The organism is Ruegeria sp. N7, assembly GCF_056531345.1.
Map to the genome: position 1 here is coordinate 30,757 of NZ_JBQFLR010000007.1, position 14,991 is coordinate 45,747.

At 58.3% G+C, this 14,991-nt stretch carries 13 protein-coding genes; 6 read left to right on the forward strand and 7 right to left on the reverse strand.

The window, feature by feature from the left end; genetic code table 11:
* The first annotated feature begins 2 nt into the window (after positions 1–2).
* On the forward strand, positions 3–1,532 hold the full coding sequence (ubiB, locus tag ACR0ES_RS10305) for a 2-polyprenylphenol 6-hydroxylase (RefSeq protein WP_480870564.1): 1,530 nt from the start codon (positions 3–5) through the stop codon (positions 1,530–1,532).
* Positions 1,533–1,628: 96 nt separating this feature from the next.
* Here ubiB and ACR0ES_RS10310 read toward each other — a convergent pair whose 3' ends face one another.
* Positions 1,629–2,804, reverse strand: a complete 1,176-nt coding sequence (locus tag ACR0ES_RS10310) for an acetyl-CoA C-acyltransferase family protein (RefSeq protein ID WP_480483941.1) — start codon at positions 2,802–2,804, stop codon at positions 1,629–1,631.
* Positions 2,805–2,920: 116 nt separating this feature from the next.
* Here ACR0ES_RS10310 and ACR0ES_RS10315 point away from each other — a divergent pair, with 116 nt between their 5' ends.
* The 5 genes from ACR0ES_RS10315 to ACR0ES_RS10335 all read left to right on the forward strand — a co-directional run bounded on the left by ACR0ES_RS10315 (position 2,921) and on the right by ACR0ES_RS10335 (position 7,602).
* Positions 2,921–3,484: a helix-turn-helix domain-containing protein gene (locus ACR0ES_RS10315; protein WP_480483940.1), complete on the forward strand. Its 564-nt coding sequence runs from the start codon at positions 2,921–2,923 to the stop codon at positions 3,482–3,484.
* A gap of 110 nt (positions 3,485–3,594) precedes the next feature.
* The gene (locus ACR0ES_RS10320; RefSeq protein ID WP_480483939.1) at positions 3,595–4,779 is read left to right on the forward strand and encodes a glycine C-acetyltransferase; all 1,185 of its coding nucleotides are present in this window, start codon (positions 3,595–3,597) and stop codon (positions 4,777–4,779) included.
* A 14-nt stretch (positions 4,780–4,793) separates the two neighbouring features.
* The gene (gene tdh / locus ACR0ES_RS10325; protein ID WP_480870617.1) at positions 4,794–5,822 is read left to right on the forward strand and encodes an L-threonine 3-dehydrogenase; all 1,029 of its coding nucleotides are present in this window, start codon (positions 4,794–4,796) and stop codon (positions 5,820–5,822) included.
* A 64-nt stretch (positions 5,823–5,886) separates the two neighbouring features.
* Entirely contained in the window at positions 5,887–6,771 is an 885-nt protein-coding gene (locus tag ACR0ES_RS10330; RefSeq protein WP_480559414.1) for a tryptophan 2,3-dioxygenase, read from the forward strand.
* Positions 6,772–6,774: 3 nt separating this feature from the next.
* Positions 6,775–7,602, forward strand: a complete 828-nt coding sequence (locus ACR0ES_RS10335; RefSeq protein WP_480870567.1) for an alpha/beta hydrolase — start codon at positions 6,775–6,777, stop codon at positions 7,600–7,602.
* Positions 7,603–7,668: 66 nt separating this feature from the next.
* Here ACR0ES_RS10335 and infB read toward each other — a convergent pair whose 3' ends face one another.
* The 6 genes from infB to pip all read right to left on the reverse strand — a co-directional run bounded on the left by infB (position 7,669) and on the right by pip (position 14,975).
* Positions 7,669–10,155 carry a translation initiation factor IF-2 gene (infB, locus tag ACR0ES_RS10340; protein WP_480488111.1) on the reverse strand — a complete coding sequence of 829 codons (2,487 nt, stop codon included), beginning with the start codon at positions 10,153–10,155 and terminating at the stop codon, positions 7,669–7,671.
* An 8-nt stretch (positions 10,156–10,163) separates the two neighbouring features.
* A complete protein-coding gene (locus tag ACR0ES_RS10345; RefSeq protein ID WP_480773990.1) occupies positions 10,164–10,787 on the reverse strand; it encodes an RNA-binding protein in 624 nt (207 codons plus the stop codon).
* A 22-nt stretch (positions 10,788–10,809) separates the two neighbouring features.
* Positions 10,810–12,429, reverse strand: a complete 1,620-nt coding sequence (gene nusA / locus ACR0ES_RS10350; protein ID WP_480488115.1) for a transcription termination factor NusA — start codon at positions 12,427–12,429, stop codon at positions 10,810–10,812.
* Positions 12,429–13,019, reverse strand: coding sequence for a ribosome maturation factor RimP (gene rimP, locus ACR0ES_RS10355; RefSeq protein ID WP_267363111.1), 591 nt, complete (start codon positions 13,017–13,019; stop codon positions 12,429–12,431). Before rimP ends, nusA begins: the two co-directional genes overlap by 1 nt.
* A gap of 160 nt (positions 13,020–13,179) precedes the next feature.
* Entirely contained in the window at positions 13,180–14,001 is an 822-nt protein-coding gene (locus tag ACR0ES_RS10360) for an ABC transporter substrate-binding protein (RefSeq protein WP_480773989.1), read from the reverse strand.
* Complete coding sequence (gene pip / locus ACR0ES_RS10365; protein WP_480773988.1) at positions 13,998–14,975, reverse strand: prolyl aminopeptidase; 978 nt, start codon at positions 14,973–14,975, stop codon at positions 13,998–14,000. The genes ACR0ES_RS10360 and pip overlap by 4 nt, the downstream gene beginning before the upstream one ends.
* Positions 14,976–14,991 lie beyond the last annotated feature (16 nt).

A 14,991-nucleotide genomic window follows, 5' to 3' on the forward strand; every position in this document is an offset into this window, starting at 1 on the left:
GCATGCGCGGTCCCCACAACATCATCCGCCTGATCCGAACGGGCGCCACGCTTGAGCGCACCGGTGCCATGAATGTGGTCCTCGACGCGTTCGAGGCGCCACGGGCTATTCGATTTCTTGCCCACGCTCTAGGCAAACCGTTTTGGTGGCTGGGTTACAAGGGCGACCCAAAGATGCCGCCTGCAACACGTGCGCTCACCGCACTGGGCCCGGCCTACATCAAGTTTGGTCAGGTGCTTTCGACACGCCCGGATGTTGTAGGCGATGAACTGGCTGTGCAACTTCGTGTTTTGCAAGACAAACTGCCGCCGTTCTCAAAAGCCGAGGCTTTGGCCGAAGTAGAAAGGGAACTGGGGCAACCTGTTGCCGAGATATTCAGCGAATTCAGTGAACCCATAGCTGCCGCTTCGATCGCACAGGTCCACAAGGCCAAGCTTGCGAGCACCGGAGAAGACGTGGCCGTCAAAGTCCTGCGTCCCAATATCGAACGCGCCTTTCGCAAGGATGTAGATGCGTTCTACTTCGCCGCCCGCATCGTCGATTTGTTTGCGCCCGGTGCCCGCCGATTGCGCCCGATGGAGGTCATTGAACATTTCGATGGCGTTGTACGGGGTGAACTGGACCTGCGTCTGGAAAGCGCTGCTGCCTCGGAATACGCGGCCAACACAAAAGACGACACAGGGTTCTGGCTGCCGCCCGTATTGTGGTCACTGTCGGCACGACGCGTGATGACACTCAGCTGGGCCGACGGTATTCCATTGGGTGAAAACGACGCGCTCGATGCCGCCGGCCACAACCGCCGTGATCTGGCGGAACGTGTGCTGCGCCTGTTCCTTCTTCACGCCCTGCGCGACGGCTATTTCCACGCCGATATGCATCAGGGCAACCTCAAGGTCGCCGCCAACGGTGATATCATCGCTTATGATTACGGTATCATGGGCCATATCGACGAATACACGCGCCGGGTCTACGCCGAGATTCTGTTCGGTTTCATCCGCCGCGACTACAAGCGCGTAGCCGAAGTGCATTTCGAAGCCGGTTACGTTCCTGCACACCAGGACGTCGATGAATTCGCCCGCGCCCTGCGTGCGGTTGGTGAGCCCATCTTCGGTATGGATGCCTCGCATATTTCGATGGGCCGTTTGCTAAGCTATCTGTTCGAAGTGACAGAGCGTTTTGGCATGGAAACCCGAACCGAGCTGATCCTTCTACAGCGCACGATGGTCGTGGTTGAAGGCGTTGCCCGGTCACTGGACGACCACATCAATATCTGGGAAGTTGCCCGTCCCGTGGTCGAAGATTACATCAAACAATCCATCGGCCCGCGCGCCACGCTTCGTGACTTTGCCAAAACCGCTATGGTTCTGGCACGCTTTGGTCCGCGCCTGCCGACATTGGTCGAAAACGCGTTGATTGCACAGACGCACAAAGAAGAACCGGAAAACTCGGGTCTGTTGCCAAAAATCCTACCCGCCGCTCTCGGTGCGGTTGCCGGCGCAGCCATAGTTCTGTTGATCACTACACTCGGCTGATTGTGATCCGCAGGTTCATCTGGCTAAAAATATCCTCGGGGGGAATCGCGCCTTGCGCGATGGGGGGCAGACAGCCCCCCTTTGCCCAGACCCGGATCAGAGCCGCTCGATGGCAATGGCGATCCCCTGACCGCCACCAATACACATGGTGATCAACCCTTTTGATCCGCCTGTGCGCTCCAACTCATAAAGCGTCTTCATGGTAATGATGGCGCCCGTCGCACCGACAGGATGCCCCAGCGCAATCGCACCTCCATTCGGGTTCACCTTCGCTGCATTCAACCCAAGCTCCTGGTTGACTGCCAGCGCCTGCGCGGCAAATGCTTCGTTGCTTTCGATCACATCAAAGTCTTCCGCCGACAAACCCGTCTTCCTGAGCAGGTTTTGCACGGCCGGTACCGGGCCAATACCCATGACTTCGGGGCGCACGCCAGCATGTGCATATCCGATCACGCGCGCTTTTGGCTTCAACCCGGCCTTTTCCGCCGCTTCCGCCGTTGCCAGCACCATCGCCGCCGCGCCATCGTTGATGCCCGAGGCATTGCCCGCCGTCACACGCCCATCTTTCTTGAACACTGGTCGCAACCCGGCCAGCGCATCTGCGGTTGTCGCTTTGGGATGCTCATCAACTTTGAAATCCACCATGTCGCGCTTAACCTTCACCTGAACGGGCACGATCTGGCTTTCGAAATATCCGGCTTCAATTGCGGCTGCCGCGCGGGTCTGGCTGGTCAGGGCGAAGTCATCCATCTGTTCACGGCTGATCTGGTGTTCATCGGCAACGTTCTCGGCCGTCACACCCATGTGCCCTGTGCCAAAGGGGCAGTTCAACGCACCCAGCATCATGTCCAGCGAAGTGACATCACCCATTTTCGCGCCCCAGCGCGCCTGTGGAACAATGTAAGGGCTGCGCGACATGCTTTCTGCGCCACCTGCCACAGCGAAATCGGCATCGCCAAGCATCAAGGACTGCATCGCCGACACGATCGCCTGTGCGCCCGAGCCACACAGACGGTTTACATTCATCGCAGGGGTGCTGTTCGGAATCCCGGCCTGCATCGCGGCAACACGCGACAGGTACATGTCCCGAGGCTCGGTATTGATGACGTGGCCAAACACAACATGCCCGATTTGCGCACCTTCTACCCCTGACCGTTCCAAGGCCGCTTCGGTGACCACCGTCGCCAGATCAATGGGGGCGGTTGACGCAAGCGCGCCACCGAAAGTTCCAATCGCGGTGCGCGCACCATCCAGCAATACGATGTCTGTCATGTCTTTCTCCTCTTGGAATCGTCGTCAGTATGCACATGCAGCATGATCCTGTCCTATAGGACGTGCCGTCACGGATGGAATTGACAAGCCGGGTCCCAACACGCATGGATTCCGTCATGACGGAGAACACAGACGATATCCTGAACCTTTTGCCTGCTCGCCTGAAAGAAGCACGCCGGGCCAAAGGACTGTCGCTGGAAGCAGTCGCAAACCTGAGCGGCGTATCCAGGTCCATGGTAAGCCAGATCGAACGCGGTGAAAGCAGCCCGACGATCTCGACCCTCTGGAACCTGACCCGTGCATTACAGGTGGATTTTGCCGGTCTTCTGGAAGGATCAAAAGCCAGTGATCAGATCGAGGTGCTGCGCGCGTCCGAAGTGCCCAGCATCGACAATATGGGGCAGAACTGCCGCATTCGCATCCTGTCCCCACCGGAAGAGGCCGGTGGTCATGAGGTTTATGATATCGAGTTCGACAAAGGCGGGGCCTTGAACAGCCAGCCGCATGCGCGCGGCGCGCGTGAGCAGCTGACCGTGCTGGAAGGCGCCGTCAAAGTTAAATCGGGCAGTGCCGCGTCGGATCTGAGCCAAGGGGACACCGCCCGCTATGCCGCGGATATCGTGCATTCCATCTCAGCCAAAGAACCAGCGCGGGTGTTTTTGATCGTAAAGAACGCCTGACGTCAGCAAATTTCCGCCTTCACGGAAAATTTTCCTGTATATTGAAATTCCCCTATTTGGGAAATTCATCCGCTATGTTAGATGTGCGACTCAGTTGAACGGAGGTCGCCATGGCAGATGCATTCCTGTCCCACATCACGGACACACTCGCACAGATCGAATCCGAGGGGCTGTATAAACGCGAACGAATGATCACCTCGCCTCAGGGCGGTGAGATTACGGTGGGCGGCAAACGGGTGATCAACCTGTGCGCCAACAACTATCTGGGTCTTGCGGATCACCCCGCGCTGATCGAGGCCGCAACAAATGCGATGGGTCCGAAAGGATTCGGCATGGCCTCGGTCCGGTTCATTTGCGGAACGCAGGATATTCACCGTGAACTGGAACAGCGGTTGGCGATATTCCTGAACAAGGATGATGCGATCCTGTTCGCGGCCTGTTTTGATGCCAATGGCGGGTTGTTCGAACCGTTGCTGGGGCCTGAAGATGCCATCATTTCGGACAGTCTGAACCACGCCTCTATCATTGACGGGGTGCGGCTGTGCAAGGCCAAGCGCTATCGCTATCTGAACAATGACATGAACGACCTGGAAGCGTGGCTGAAGCAGGCGCGCGAGGATGGCGCGCGTCACATCATGATCGCAACCGATGGCGTGTTCTCGATGGATGGCTATTTGGCCAACTTGCCGAAAATTCGCGAACTGGCTGATAAATACGATGCCATCGTCATGGTCGATGATTGCCATGCAACCGGCTTCATGGGCCCGCGCGGCGCCGGAACACCGGATCACTTTGGTGTTGATGTCGACATTCTGACAGGAACTTTGGGCAAGGCACTTGGGGGGGCAATCGGCGGCTACATCGCCGGGCCGCAGCCAGTGATCGACCTGCTGCGGCAGCGGGCGCGGCCCTATCTGTTCTCGAACTCGCTGCCGCCATCCATCGTCGCCGCAGGGCTTGAGGCGATCCGCCTGGTCGAAGAAGGCGACATTCTACGCGCGCAGTTATTCGGAAACGCAAAGTACTGGCGTGCCGGTCTGGAAAAGCTTGGCTTTGACCTTTTGCCCGGTGAACATCCGATCATCCCTGTCATGCTGGGCGATGCAACGCTGGCACAAGAGATGGCCGCCAAGCTGTTTGACGAGGGCGTGTATGTCTCGGGCTTCTTCTTTCCTGTTGTTCCCCGCGGGCAGGCGCGGATCAGAACGCAGATGAACGCCGCCCTTACGCGGGACGAACTGGACCGCGCGCTGGCGGCCTTTGGCAAGGTCGGCAAGGAACTGGGGGTGATCTGATGCGACCCAACACGATGAAAGCGCTGGAAAAGTCGAAACCTGAAGAAGGGTTGTGGATGGTACAGGCCCCGGTCCCTGAAATCGGGCCTGATGAAGTACTGATCAAGATCAACAAGACCGGAATTTGCGGTACCGACATTCACATCTGGAACTGGGATGAGTGGGCCTCTCACACCGTTCCGGTTCCGATGATCACTGGTCATGAGTTCGCCGGGGAAATCGTCGAGATTGGGCGCAACGTCACTGGCCTGGACGTTGGGCAGCGCTGTTCCGGCGAAGGGCATCTGATCGGCACTGAAAGCCGTCAAAGCCGCGCAGGCAAATTTCACCTCGACCCCGGTACGCGCGGGATCGGGGTGAATGAACAGGGCGCGTTTGCGCAATACCTGAAATTGCCTGCCTTCAACGTTGTTCCCCTGCCGGACGATATCCCGGATGAGATCGGGGCAATCCTTGATCCGCTGGGCAATGCTGTACACACCGCGCTCAGCTTTGACCTTCTGGGCGAGGACGTCCTGATCACCGGCGCAGGACCCATCGGCATCATGGCCGCCGCCGTTGCCCGCCATGCAGGCGCCCGCAATGTTGTGATTACAGACATTAACGCCGAACGGTTGAAACTGGCGGAACATGTGGTGCCGTCGGTGCGGACCGTTGATGTTTCCAAACAAGATTTGCACGATGTCATCGCACAGCTTGGAATGAAAGAAGGCTTTGATGTGGGGCTTGAAATGTCCGGCTCACAAGCCGCGCTTGACCAGATGGTCGAGGCGCTTGTGATGGGTGGGAAAATCGCCCTGCTGGGGATACCGCCGGGGAAATCTCCGGTCGACTGGTCGCGTATCGTTTTCAAGGCGATCACAATCAAGGGTGTCTATGGTCGCGAGATGTTCGAGACCTGGTACAAGATGATCGCCATGCTGCAAAACGGTTTGGATGTGTCCCGCGTGATCACGCATCGCTTTGAGGTTGATGATTTTGCGGATGGATTTGCCGCGATGAAATCCGGCCTCTCTGGCAAGGTTGTCCTTGACTGGACCTAACCCGCTGGAAAGTTACGAACTCAACGCCTAGACAGGTGCAAGGATCGCACAAGGGAGGCATGAGATGGGCGAGAACAAAGACGATCGTCTATTGCAAAGAGGTGTCGAAGACACTCTGGTCACTGATTTCGCCGAGACACATCGCAAAAGCTATGGAGATTTTCTGCAACTCAAAACACTGCTGAATCTGCAAAAAACTTTTCAGGACCCCGCGCAGCCTGACGAGATGCTGTTCATTATCATCCATCAAGTCAGCGAACTGTGGCTGAAACTGATGCACCACCAACTGGTCGAGGTGCGCCGTTTTCTGCAACAGGACGAGTTTGGCCCAGCCATGAAAAACCTCGACCGCATCAAGGCCATTCAACGGCAGTTGATTGCGGCTTGGGAAACCCTGCTGACCATGACACCTGCCGACTATATGACTTTCCGGCAGGCTCTCGGCAACTCGTCAGGGTTTCAGAGCTACGGCTACCGGCAGATTGAGTTCATTCTTGGCAATAAGGATGCCTCAACACTGAAGGTCCATGCGCATGACCCAGAGGTGATGGAGATGCTGAATGCCGCACTGACCAAACCGTCACTTTATGACGAAGTGTTGCACATGTTGGCCCGCCAAGGATTCGATGTGCCCAAAGATCTGGTTGAACGCGACTACGCCCAACCCTATTCCGGCGATTCGCGCGTGGTAAAAATCTGGGTCGAGGTATTCCGCAACACTGAAAAATACTGGGACCTTTATGCTTTGGCCGAAAAACTGATGGATGTGGAAAGCCTGTTTCAACGCTGGCGCTTTGATCATGCCACCGCAGTTGAGCGCGTGATCGGGATGCAACCCGGCACTGGTGGCTCAAGCGGCGTGGCCTTTTTGCGAAAGGCGCTAGAGCTGCGGTTTTTCCACGACCTTTACGACGTGCGCACCGAATTGATGTACAGCGGGCAGACCTAAGACATGTTGTATCGAGGATTTTCGCAATCCGAGCTGGAGCGGGAGTATTCCCCCAGCACAATGATCAGTGGCGACCTGAGCCCTTATCTTGCCAGTTATGAAGCACTGAGCGCTCAGGCGCGGGCCGACTTTCCGGTACGGGAAAATCTGGCTTATGGTGATAGCCCCGTACAAGTTCTGGATTTCTTTCCCGCTCGCGTTGACAAGGCACCTCTGCACGTCTTCATTCACGGCGGGTACTGGCAGGCGCTCAGCCAGAATGAATCGTCTCTGATGGCACCGGGTCTGGTAGAACACGGGCAAGCTTTTGCGACTGTGAACTATACGCTGGCACCCGATGTCCGGATTGGTGGCATGATCGATGAATGCCGTGACGCGTTGCTTTGGCTGGCGGCCCAGGCGGAGGAGCTGGGATTCGATCCGTCGCGGATCACCCTGTCAGGTCACAGTGCAGGCGCGCATCTGGCGGCGATGGTGATGGCAACCTCATCAGATGCCCTTGCCAAAGCGGGGCTTCGGGTGCGGGATGTGATTTTGATCAGCGGTATATACGACCTGGAACCGATCAGCCTGATGTCGGTGAACGATCCGCTGCAACTGACGCCGGTCGAGGTCAACGATCTGTCACCTATCCGCAATCTGCCCCGGCCCGGTCCTCGATATCATGTTTCGGTAGCCGAACGTGATACGGGTGAGTTCATTCGCCAAAGCCGCGACTATGCCGAAAGGCTGCGAAAGGCCGGACACCCGGTTAGTTTTACGCTCGCGCAAGGAATGCATCATTTCGATATAATCATGCATTCAGCTACATTTCTGCGTCGGACAAAATAAGAGCTTCGTCAAAAGAAAACAGCGGCCTGAGGGGGCCGCTGTTTTTCGTTTTCATCTTTTGCCGGGTTAGTCCAGCGTGCGGGTGACTTCTTCGCGCTCGAAAATTTCGATCACGTCGCCTGCGCGGATATCGTCGTAGTTTTCGAACGCCATACCGCATTCCTGACCCGACTGAACCTCGGCCACTTCGTCCTTGAAACGCTTTAGCGTCTTCAGCGTGCCTTCGTGAATCACCACGTTGTCGCGCAGCAAGCGGACACCGGCAGAACGACGCGCCACGCCTTCCGTGACCAGACAGCCAGCAACCTTGCCAACACCAGTAACCTTGAAGACTTCGCGAATCTCGGCGTAGCCAATGAACTTCTCGCGAATTTCGGCGCTCAACAGGCCGGATGCGGCTGCTTTCACGTCGTCTACGAGGTCATAAATCACCGAGTAATAGCGAATCTCGACGCCCTTCTGGTTTGCGGTATTCCGTGCAGAGGCATTGGCCCGCACGTTGAAGCCAAAGATTGGAGCGCCCGACGCTTCAGCCAGACCGACATCCGTTTCAGTAATGGCACCAACACCCGAATGCAGAACGCGCACGCGTACTTCTTCGTTGCCGATCTTCTCCATTGCCTGAACGATGGCTTCCGCCGAACCCTGAACGTCTGCTTTCATCAGAATGGGCAACTCGGTGACATTTTCGTCTTCCTTGGCCTTCTGCATCAACTGTTCAAGGGTCGTTGCGGCACCAGCGGCAGCGCGTTTGTCCTTGGCAGCCTGTTCACGGTAGGCGGCGATTTCACGGGCTTGTGCTTCGGTCTCGGTCACGTTCAGAACATCGCCTGCTTCAGGCGTACCGTTCAGACCAAGAACCTCAACGGGAACCGACGGACCAGCTTCCTTGACGCGCTCACCTTTGTCGTTGATCAGAGCACGGACCTTACCATACTGCTCACCCACGACAAAGATATCGCCCTGACGCAATGTACCGTTCTGAACCAGAACCGTTGCGACCGGGCCGCGGCCCACGTCCAGCTGTGCCTCGATCACGGCACCTTGGGCAGCGCGATCAGGGTTGGCTTTCAGTTCCAGAATCTCGGCCTGCAATGCGATGGCTTCCAGCAACTCGTCCAGACCCTGACCGGTGATGGCAGACACTTCTACGTCCTGAACCTCACCCGACATCTTCTCGACGATCACTTCGTGTTGCAGCAGATCGGTGCGCACCTTGTCCGGATTTGCATCATGCTTGTCGATCTTGTTGATCGCCACGATCATCGGCACCTTGGCTGCCTTCGCGTGATTGATCGCCTCAATTGTCTGCGGCATGACCGCGTCATCGGCAGCGACGACCAGAACCACGATGTCGGTCACCTGGGCACCACGCGAGCGCATCGAGGTGAAGGCCGCGTGTCCGGGAGTATCCAGGAAGGTCAGCGTCGAGCCGCCATCGGTTTTCACCTGATAGGCGCCGATATGCTGGGTGATGCCACCGGCCTCACCAGCCACAACACGCGCATCGCGGATTGCATCCAGCAGCGATGTTTTCCCGTGGTCGACGTGACCCATGATGGTGATGACGGGCGGACGAGGCTTCAGATCGGCTTCGCTGTCTTCGACCTCTTTGATGACGTCCTCAACATCCGAATCAGAGACGCGGGTGACCTTATGGCCAAACTCTTCGATAATCAGCTCGGCAGTATCAGCGTCGATGGTCTGGTTCTGCGTGACCATCATGCCCATCTGCATCAGTGATTTGACCACGTCAGCCACGCGCTCGGCCATACGGTTGGCCAGTTCCGAGACCATGATCGCCTCAGGCAGTTGTACGTCGCGGATCACCTTTTCCCGCTCGACCGAACCGCCCATGGCTTTCTGACGGGCGCGTTCCTGCTTGCGCTTCATCGCTGCCATCGACCGCTGGCGGCTGCCTTCGTCACCGGTGGCCTGACCCAATGTCAGCTTACCCGAACGACGGTTGTCTTCACGACCCTTGCCACGACCGCGCTGTTCGCGTTCGCGATCCTGCTTGCGAGGTGCGGCAGCAGGCGCAGGTTTGCTGGCCGGGCTGCGTGCAGCTTTGGCTTCTTCAGGGGCCGGCGAAGCGGCAGCAGCAACAGCGGCACGCTTGGCTTCTTCTTCAGCCTCCACGCGCTTGCGCTCTTCATCTTCGGCTTTCTGACGCGCGCGCTCTTCGGCTTCACGCTGCTCGCGCTCTTTCGCTTCCTGTTCCGCACGGCGGCGCACGCGCTCTTCTTCGCGTGCCTTTTCAGCGGCTTCGCGTTCAGCGGCCTCTTCGACCTCGCGGGCCTTGGCAGCCTGCAAAGCCTTCATACGGCGCGCCATTTCCGCGTCGGAAATACCTGCGGGACGACGCGACGGATCACCCGAAGGGGCGGCACCGCCACCCGGCTTTGCCGCGCCCGGCTTGGGGACCACCACGCGCTTGCGTTTGGTTTCCACCACGACATTCTTGGTGCGTCCGTGGCTGAAACTCTGTTTCACATTTCCGGGGCGTGCCCCGCCACGAAGACCCAATGTCTTTTTGCCGTCACTATCGCTCATAAAGCTTCTTACCCTTCCGCGCGGCCCTTGCCGCCGTCATCCGTTTCGCGCAAGCCACGCAGGCGCTGCGCTTCCTCTACAACACGTTTGGCGAGTCCGCCAGAGGCCAAGGCCGCATGAATCACCGTTTGGCGCCCAAATGCCTGCCCTAATTCGTCTGCCGTCAGCCAACCGATGTATTTTCCGAAGTGCGGCGTACTGAGCTTCGACTTGCCGCGCCCCGATCCATCAGTGGCCTGAATCAGCACCTGAGCCTCTTCCCGGTCCAGCCACGACTTGACCTTTTCATACCCGGCAACCGCGTCGCCGGACTTGCGCGCCAGACTGAGCAACTCAATCACACGGCGCGCGATCTGCTTTTCAACTTCTGTCGCCAGGTCCTGAGGCACAGTCACCTGTGCCTTGAACCCCCGCGCAAACAGTTTCTTACCAATGGCCTTGTCCAGCGCAGCACGATCCGCCGCCACATAAACGCCCCGCCCCGGCAACTTTGCCGCGACATCCGGAAAGACCTGACCGTCCGGGCCCGTCACAAAGCGGATCAAGCCAAATTTAGGCTGAACCTCGCCTGTGGCGATGCACTTGCGTTCGGGTCCGTCAGACCGATCCTTATGGACGCCACCGCGACCCATACGCGCCACCCGAGACCTGAGATCAGGCCTCGACCTCCTCGTCTGCTGCGTCGCCGTCGATGTCTTCTTCCGCCTGCTCCAACTCGGCCGGATCAACCCAACCCAATAGGATACGCGCAGTCATGACCATGTCTTGTGCTTCTTCGAGCGTGACGCCAAAGGGCTCCAGCACGCCATCATCCTTGACGCGTTCACCGTCGACCGTGGTCCAGCCACCGGCCAGTTCCCAGTCTGCACAGGTTGCGAAGTCTTCCAGCGTCTTCACATCGTCCTTGGCCAGCGCCTCTACCATCTGGGGGGTCAGGCCTTCGAATTCAATGAGGCTGTCCTCGGCACCCAGTGCGCGGGCCGCATCCAGAGCGGCTTTGGCCTGGGCTTCCAGGAACTCGCGCGCCCGGGTCTGAAGTTCCTGCGCAGTGCCTTCGTCGACGCCGTCAATGACCAGAAGTTCATCAATCTCGACATAGGCAACTTCTTCGAGGTTGGTGAAGCCTTCGGAAACCAGCAATTGCGCAAAGAACTCGTCCAGATCCAGACTGTCCATGAACAGTTTGGTACGAGATTCGAATTCCTTCTGACGACGCGCCGATTCTTCAGCTTCGGTCATGATGTCGATATCCAGCCCGGTCAGCTGGCTTGCCAGACGCACGTTCTGACCGCGACGACCGATTGCAAGAGACAACTGCTCTTCCGGAACGACAACCTCGATCTTGCCTGCTTCTTCGTCCAGAACAACCTTCGAAACCTCGGCAGGTTGCAGCGCGTTCACCAGGAAGGTCGGTTGGTCTTCGTTCCACGGGATGATGTCAATCTTCTCTCCCTGCAGTTCGTTCACAACGGCCTGCACGCGGCTGCCGCGCATACCAACGCAGGCGCCAACAGGGTCGATCGAGCCGTCATACGAGATCACGGCGATTTTGGCGCGTGAACCGGGGTCACGGGCCACGGCCTTGACCTCGATGATACCGTCATAGATTTCCGGCACTTCCATCTTGAACAGCTCGGCCATGAATTCTGGTGCGGTACGCGACAGGAAGATCTGGTGGCCACGCACTTCGCGGCGGACTTCCTTGATATACGCGCGCACACGATCATTCGGACGATAGCTTTCGCGACCGATCTTGTCATTGCGGCGCAGAACAGCCTCGGCACCGCCGAGATCGACGATAACATTGCCGAATTCCTCGCGCTTGACGGCACCGTTGATGATGGTGCCCGCACGATCCTTGAATTCTTCATACTGACGATCCCGCTCGGCTTCGCGGACCTTTTGCAGGATCACTTGCTTGGCCGACTGCGCCGCGATCCGACCCATTTCGACCGGCGGCACTTCTTCAACGAAAACGTCACCGACCTGCGGATCTTCCATGTACTGCTTGGCTTGTTCGACGGTGAACTCGGCCTGATAGTTCTCAAGCTCCTCATCCTCGACCACGGTGCGCACACGGGTGAAGGTCGCCTTGCCGGTCTTGCGGTCGATGGACACGCGGATGTCCATCTCGGCGCCGTAGCGACTCTTGGCGGCGCGGGCGAGCGATTCCTCCATCGCTTCGACAACCAGACCGGGGTCGATCATCTTTTCGCGGGCCACGGCCTCGGCAGTCTGCAGCAGCTCCAGCTGGTTGGCTGAGGTAATTGCCATCAGTTCGTCTCCTCTTCGGACCCTTCGGTCTCAATCTCGTCGAAAGCGTTTTCGTTCAGGGCACCGGCGTCCTTGCGCTGGCGCAGCATTTCCTTGATCAGGTCATCGGTCAGGACCAGCTTGGCATCACTCAGCCAGTCGAATTGCAGGCCGATGGTGATCGTCTCGGACCCTTCGGGGATATTGATCAGAACCTCTTCCCCTTCAATCCCGGCCAGTTCCCCTTTGAACCGGCGGCGGCCATCGATCAGTTCAGAAGTTTCGATCTTGGCCTCATACCCCTCGAAAGTCTCGAAATCCTTGAGGCGGGTCAGGGGGCGGTCGATACCGGGGCTGGACACCTCAAGCGTATAGGCGTCAAGGATCGGGTCCTCGACATCCAGGGTGGCGCTGACCGCATTCGAAATCTCGGCGCAGTCATCCACTTCGATGCCGCCTTCGGGTTTGTCAGCCATGATTTGCAGCGTGGTCTGCTTACCACTCATCAGCCGGACACGGACCAGCTCATACCCCAGATCTTCGATCACCGGGGTGATGATCTCGGCAAGTCGCCGGTCGATGGCAGCTTTGGCTATCAGGTCGTTTGTCATCAGGTTCTCTACCCTGTCAGTCGGGCACAAAAAAACGGGCGCGCGGCCCGTCGAATTTTCCGGTGGAGCCTTGGACCGGAAGTCCAACGCACCGCTGTTGAAACTGCATATACGCAGGATGATCCGAGTCTGCAACCCCCGACAGAAGTGTCACCCGAAATTACACGATCCACCACCGTTCAGCGATACGACCGTCGTCCAGAACCGTGCGTCCGGCAATCTGCCGCGGCAATCCCACCGCCCCAGAGACGGCCAGTGCCATATCGGTCTCGGAAGGATAGTAGCGAAGACCGCGCGTACCGCGGATCTCTGACGAATCGGGGAAGGCGGCGACATCGACATAGCCATCACGCAATGCCTCGGCGCGGACACGGGCATCGGGAATAACGATCACTTCGAATGCATCGACCCAACCGGCCTGACCGTCCTTGTAATGCCCCAAAACACGGCGACCCAGGAAATGCCGCCCGTCTTCGGCGCGTTCGACACGGTAGCAACCCGTGCCATTGGCGTTGTGTAGCGGCGTGACGCCTTCGCCATTGCGGGCAATGATAAAACGACTGTCCGCCAAAAGGAATGGAAGGCCCGGATTTGCCTCGGCCAGTTCCAGCCGCAAACGGTTGGCAGTCAATGCCTCGGTATGCCCGACCTCGGCCAATACGGCCGCAACATCTGCGATGTCCAAAAACGCGCCGTCGTGGAACACCGCATCGTTGCGCAGATCAAAGCTCCAGACCCTCGCATCGGCGTCGGTTTGCCAGCCCGTCGCAAGCTCGCCCCGCAAAGTGCCATCCGGGGCGATCTCGGTCAGCGTGTCGAAAACCGCACCGCGCGCCACCTGCTCAAGACTGTCGTCGCGCGGTACGGCCAATCGCAGCGTGCCGCCTTTCTCAGGTTTGTCCGCCAGGGACGCGCCTGTCGCGGCAAGCAGCGCGGCGGCGGCACCCGAGGCAAACAAGGCACGGCGGTCGATGCGTGTCATGCCAAACCCTCCGCTACGCGATCCATGATCCGGATGAGTTCTGCGCTGATCCCGGGTTCAGAAAGCGCATGACCGGCCTGACGTACCATCTTGATCTCGGCATTCGGCCAGCGTTCGCTCAGCGACCAGGCGGCCTGCGGCGGGCAAATCATGTCGTATCGCCCCTGCACGATGTGACCCGGGATATGAGCAATCCGGTCCATTTGATTTAGGATCTGCCCATCCGTTTCCAGGAACGCCTTATTGTAGAAATAGTGATTCTCGAGCCGGGCAAATGTACGGGCGTATTCGCCGGGGCTTTCGCCCACTGATCCGTTCGTGTGGATCGACGCCAGCGCATTTTCCCAGTGCGACCATGCCCGCGCATACAGGGTCTCGGTCGCGCGGTCCCCCGAGAACAGGCGTTTATTGTAGGCGGTGATGGTGTCCTTCAGCTCCACCTCGGGCAACAGTGAGGTAAATTTCTGCCACTGTTCCGGCCAGAAACGTCCCGCTCCGCCGCCATAAAACCAGTCAAGTTCAGCGTCAGTTGCCAGGAACACACCGCGCAGCACCAATCGGCTGACCCGGTCTGGATGCGACTGCGCGTAGATCAACGCAAGGGTCGCGCCCCAGCTGCCGCCAAAAGCAATCCATTCATCAATCTCGAACAGGTCGCGCAACCGTTCAATATCGGCCACCAAATGCCATGTCGTGTTATTTTCAACCGAAGCCGTGGGGCGAGACCGGCCACACCCACGCTGATCAAATAGAATCACCCTGTAGGCCTGTGGATCAAAATAACGCCGCATTGCGGGGCTGCAGCCACCGCCTGGGCCGCCATGCAGGATCACCACCGGTATGCCTTCGGGGTTGCCGCATTGTTCCACATAGATACGGTGCCCGTCGCCCATATCGACCATACGCTGGTCGAACGGATCGATCGGCGGGTACAGATATTGAACTGCGCGCTTTTGGTCCGGGTACTTGTCCATTATGGCCCTATATAGT

Excerpts from the sequence above, each read along its gene's own strand:
- ubiB (WP_480870564.1), top strand. The coding sequence starts at position 3 with ATGCGCGGTCCCCACAACATCATCCGCCTGATCCGAACGGGCGCCACG.
- ACR0ES_RS10310 (WP_480483941.1), bottom strand. The coding sequence starts at position 2,804 with ATGACAGACATCGTATTGCTGGATGGTGCGCGCACCGCGATTGGAACT.
- ACR0ES_RS10315 (WP_480483940.1), top strand. The coding sequence starts at position 2,921 with ATGACGGAGAACACAGACGATATCCTGAACCTTTTGCCTGCTCGCCTG.
- ACR0ES_RS10320 (WP_480483939.1), top strand. The coding sequence starts at position 3,595 with ATGGCAGATGCATTCCTGTCCCACATCACGGACACACTCGCACAGATC.
- tdh (WP_480870617.1), top strand. The coding sequence starts at position 4,794 with ATGAAAGCGCTGGAAAAGTCGAAACCTGAAGAAGGGTTGTGGATGGTA.
- ACR0ES_RS10330 (WP_480559414.1), top strand. The coding sequence starts at position 5,887 with ATGGGCGAGAACAAAGACGATCGTCTATTGCAAAGAGGTGTCGAAGAC.
- ACR0ES_RS10335 (WP_480870567.1), top strand. The coding sequence starts at position 6,775 with ATGTTGTATCGAGGATTTTCGCAATCCGAGCTGGAGCGGGAGTATTCC.
- infB (WP_480488111.1), bottom strand. The coding sequence starts at position 10,155 with ATGAGCGATAGTGACGGCAAAAAGACATTGGGTCTTCGTGGCGGGGCA.
- ACR0ES_RS10345 (WP_480773990.1), bottom strand. The coding sequence starts at position 10,787 with ATGGGTCGCGGTGGCGTCCATAAGGATCGGTCTGACGGACCCGAACGC.
- nusA (WP_480488115.1), bottom strand. The coding sequence starts at position 12,429 with ATGGCAATTACCTCAGCCAACCAGCTGGAGCTGCTGCAGACTGCCGAG.
- rimP (WP_267363111.1), bottom strand. The coding sequence starts at position 13,019 with ATGACAAACGACCTGATAGCCAAAGCTGCCATCGACCGGCGACTTGCC.
- ACR0ES_RS10360 (WP_480773989.1), bottom strand. The coding sequence starts at position 14,001 with ATGACACGCATCGACCGCCGTGCCTTGTTTGCCTCGGGTGCCGCCGCC.
- pip (WP_480773988.1), bottom strand. The coding sequence starts at position 14,975 with ATGGACAAGTACCCGGACCAAAAGCGCGCAGTTCAATATCTGTACCCG.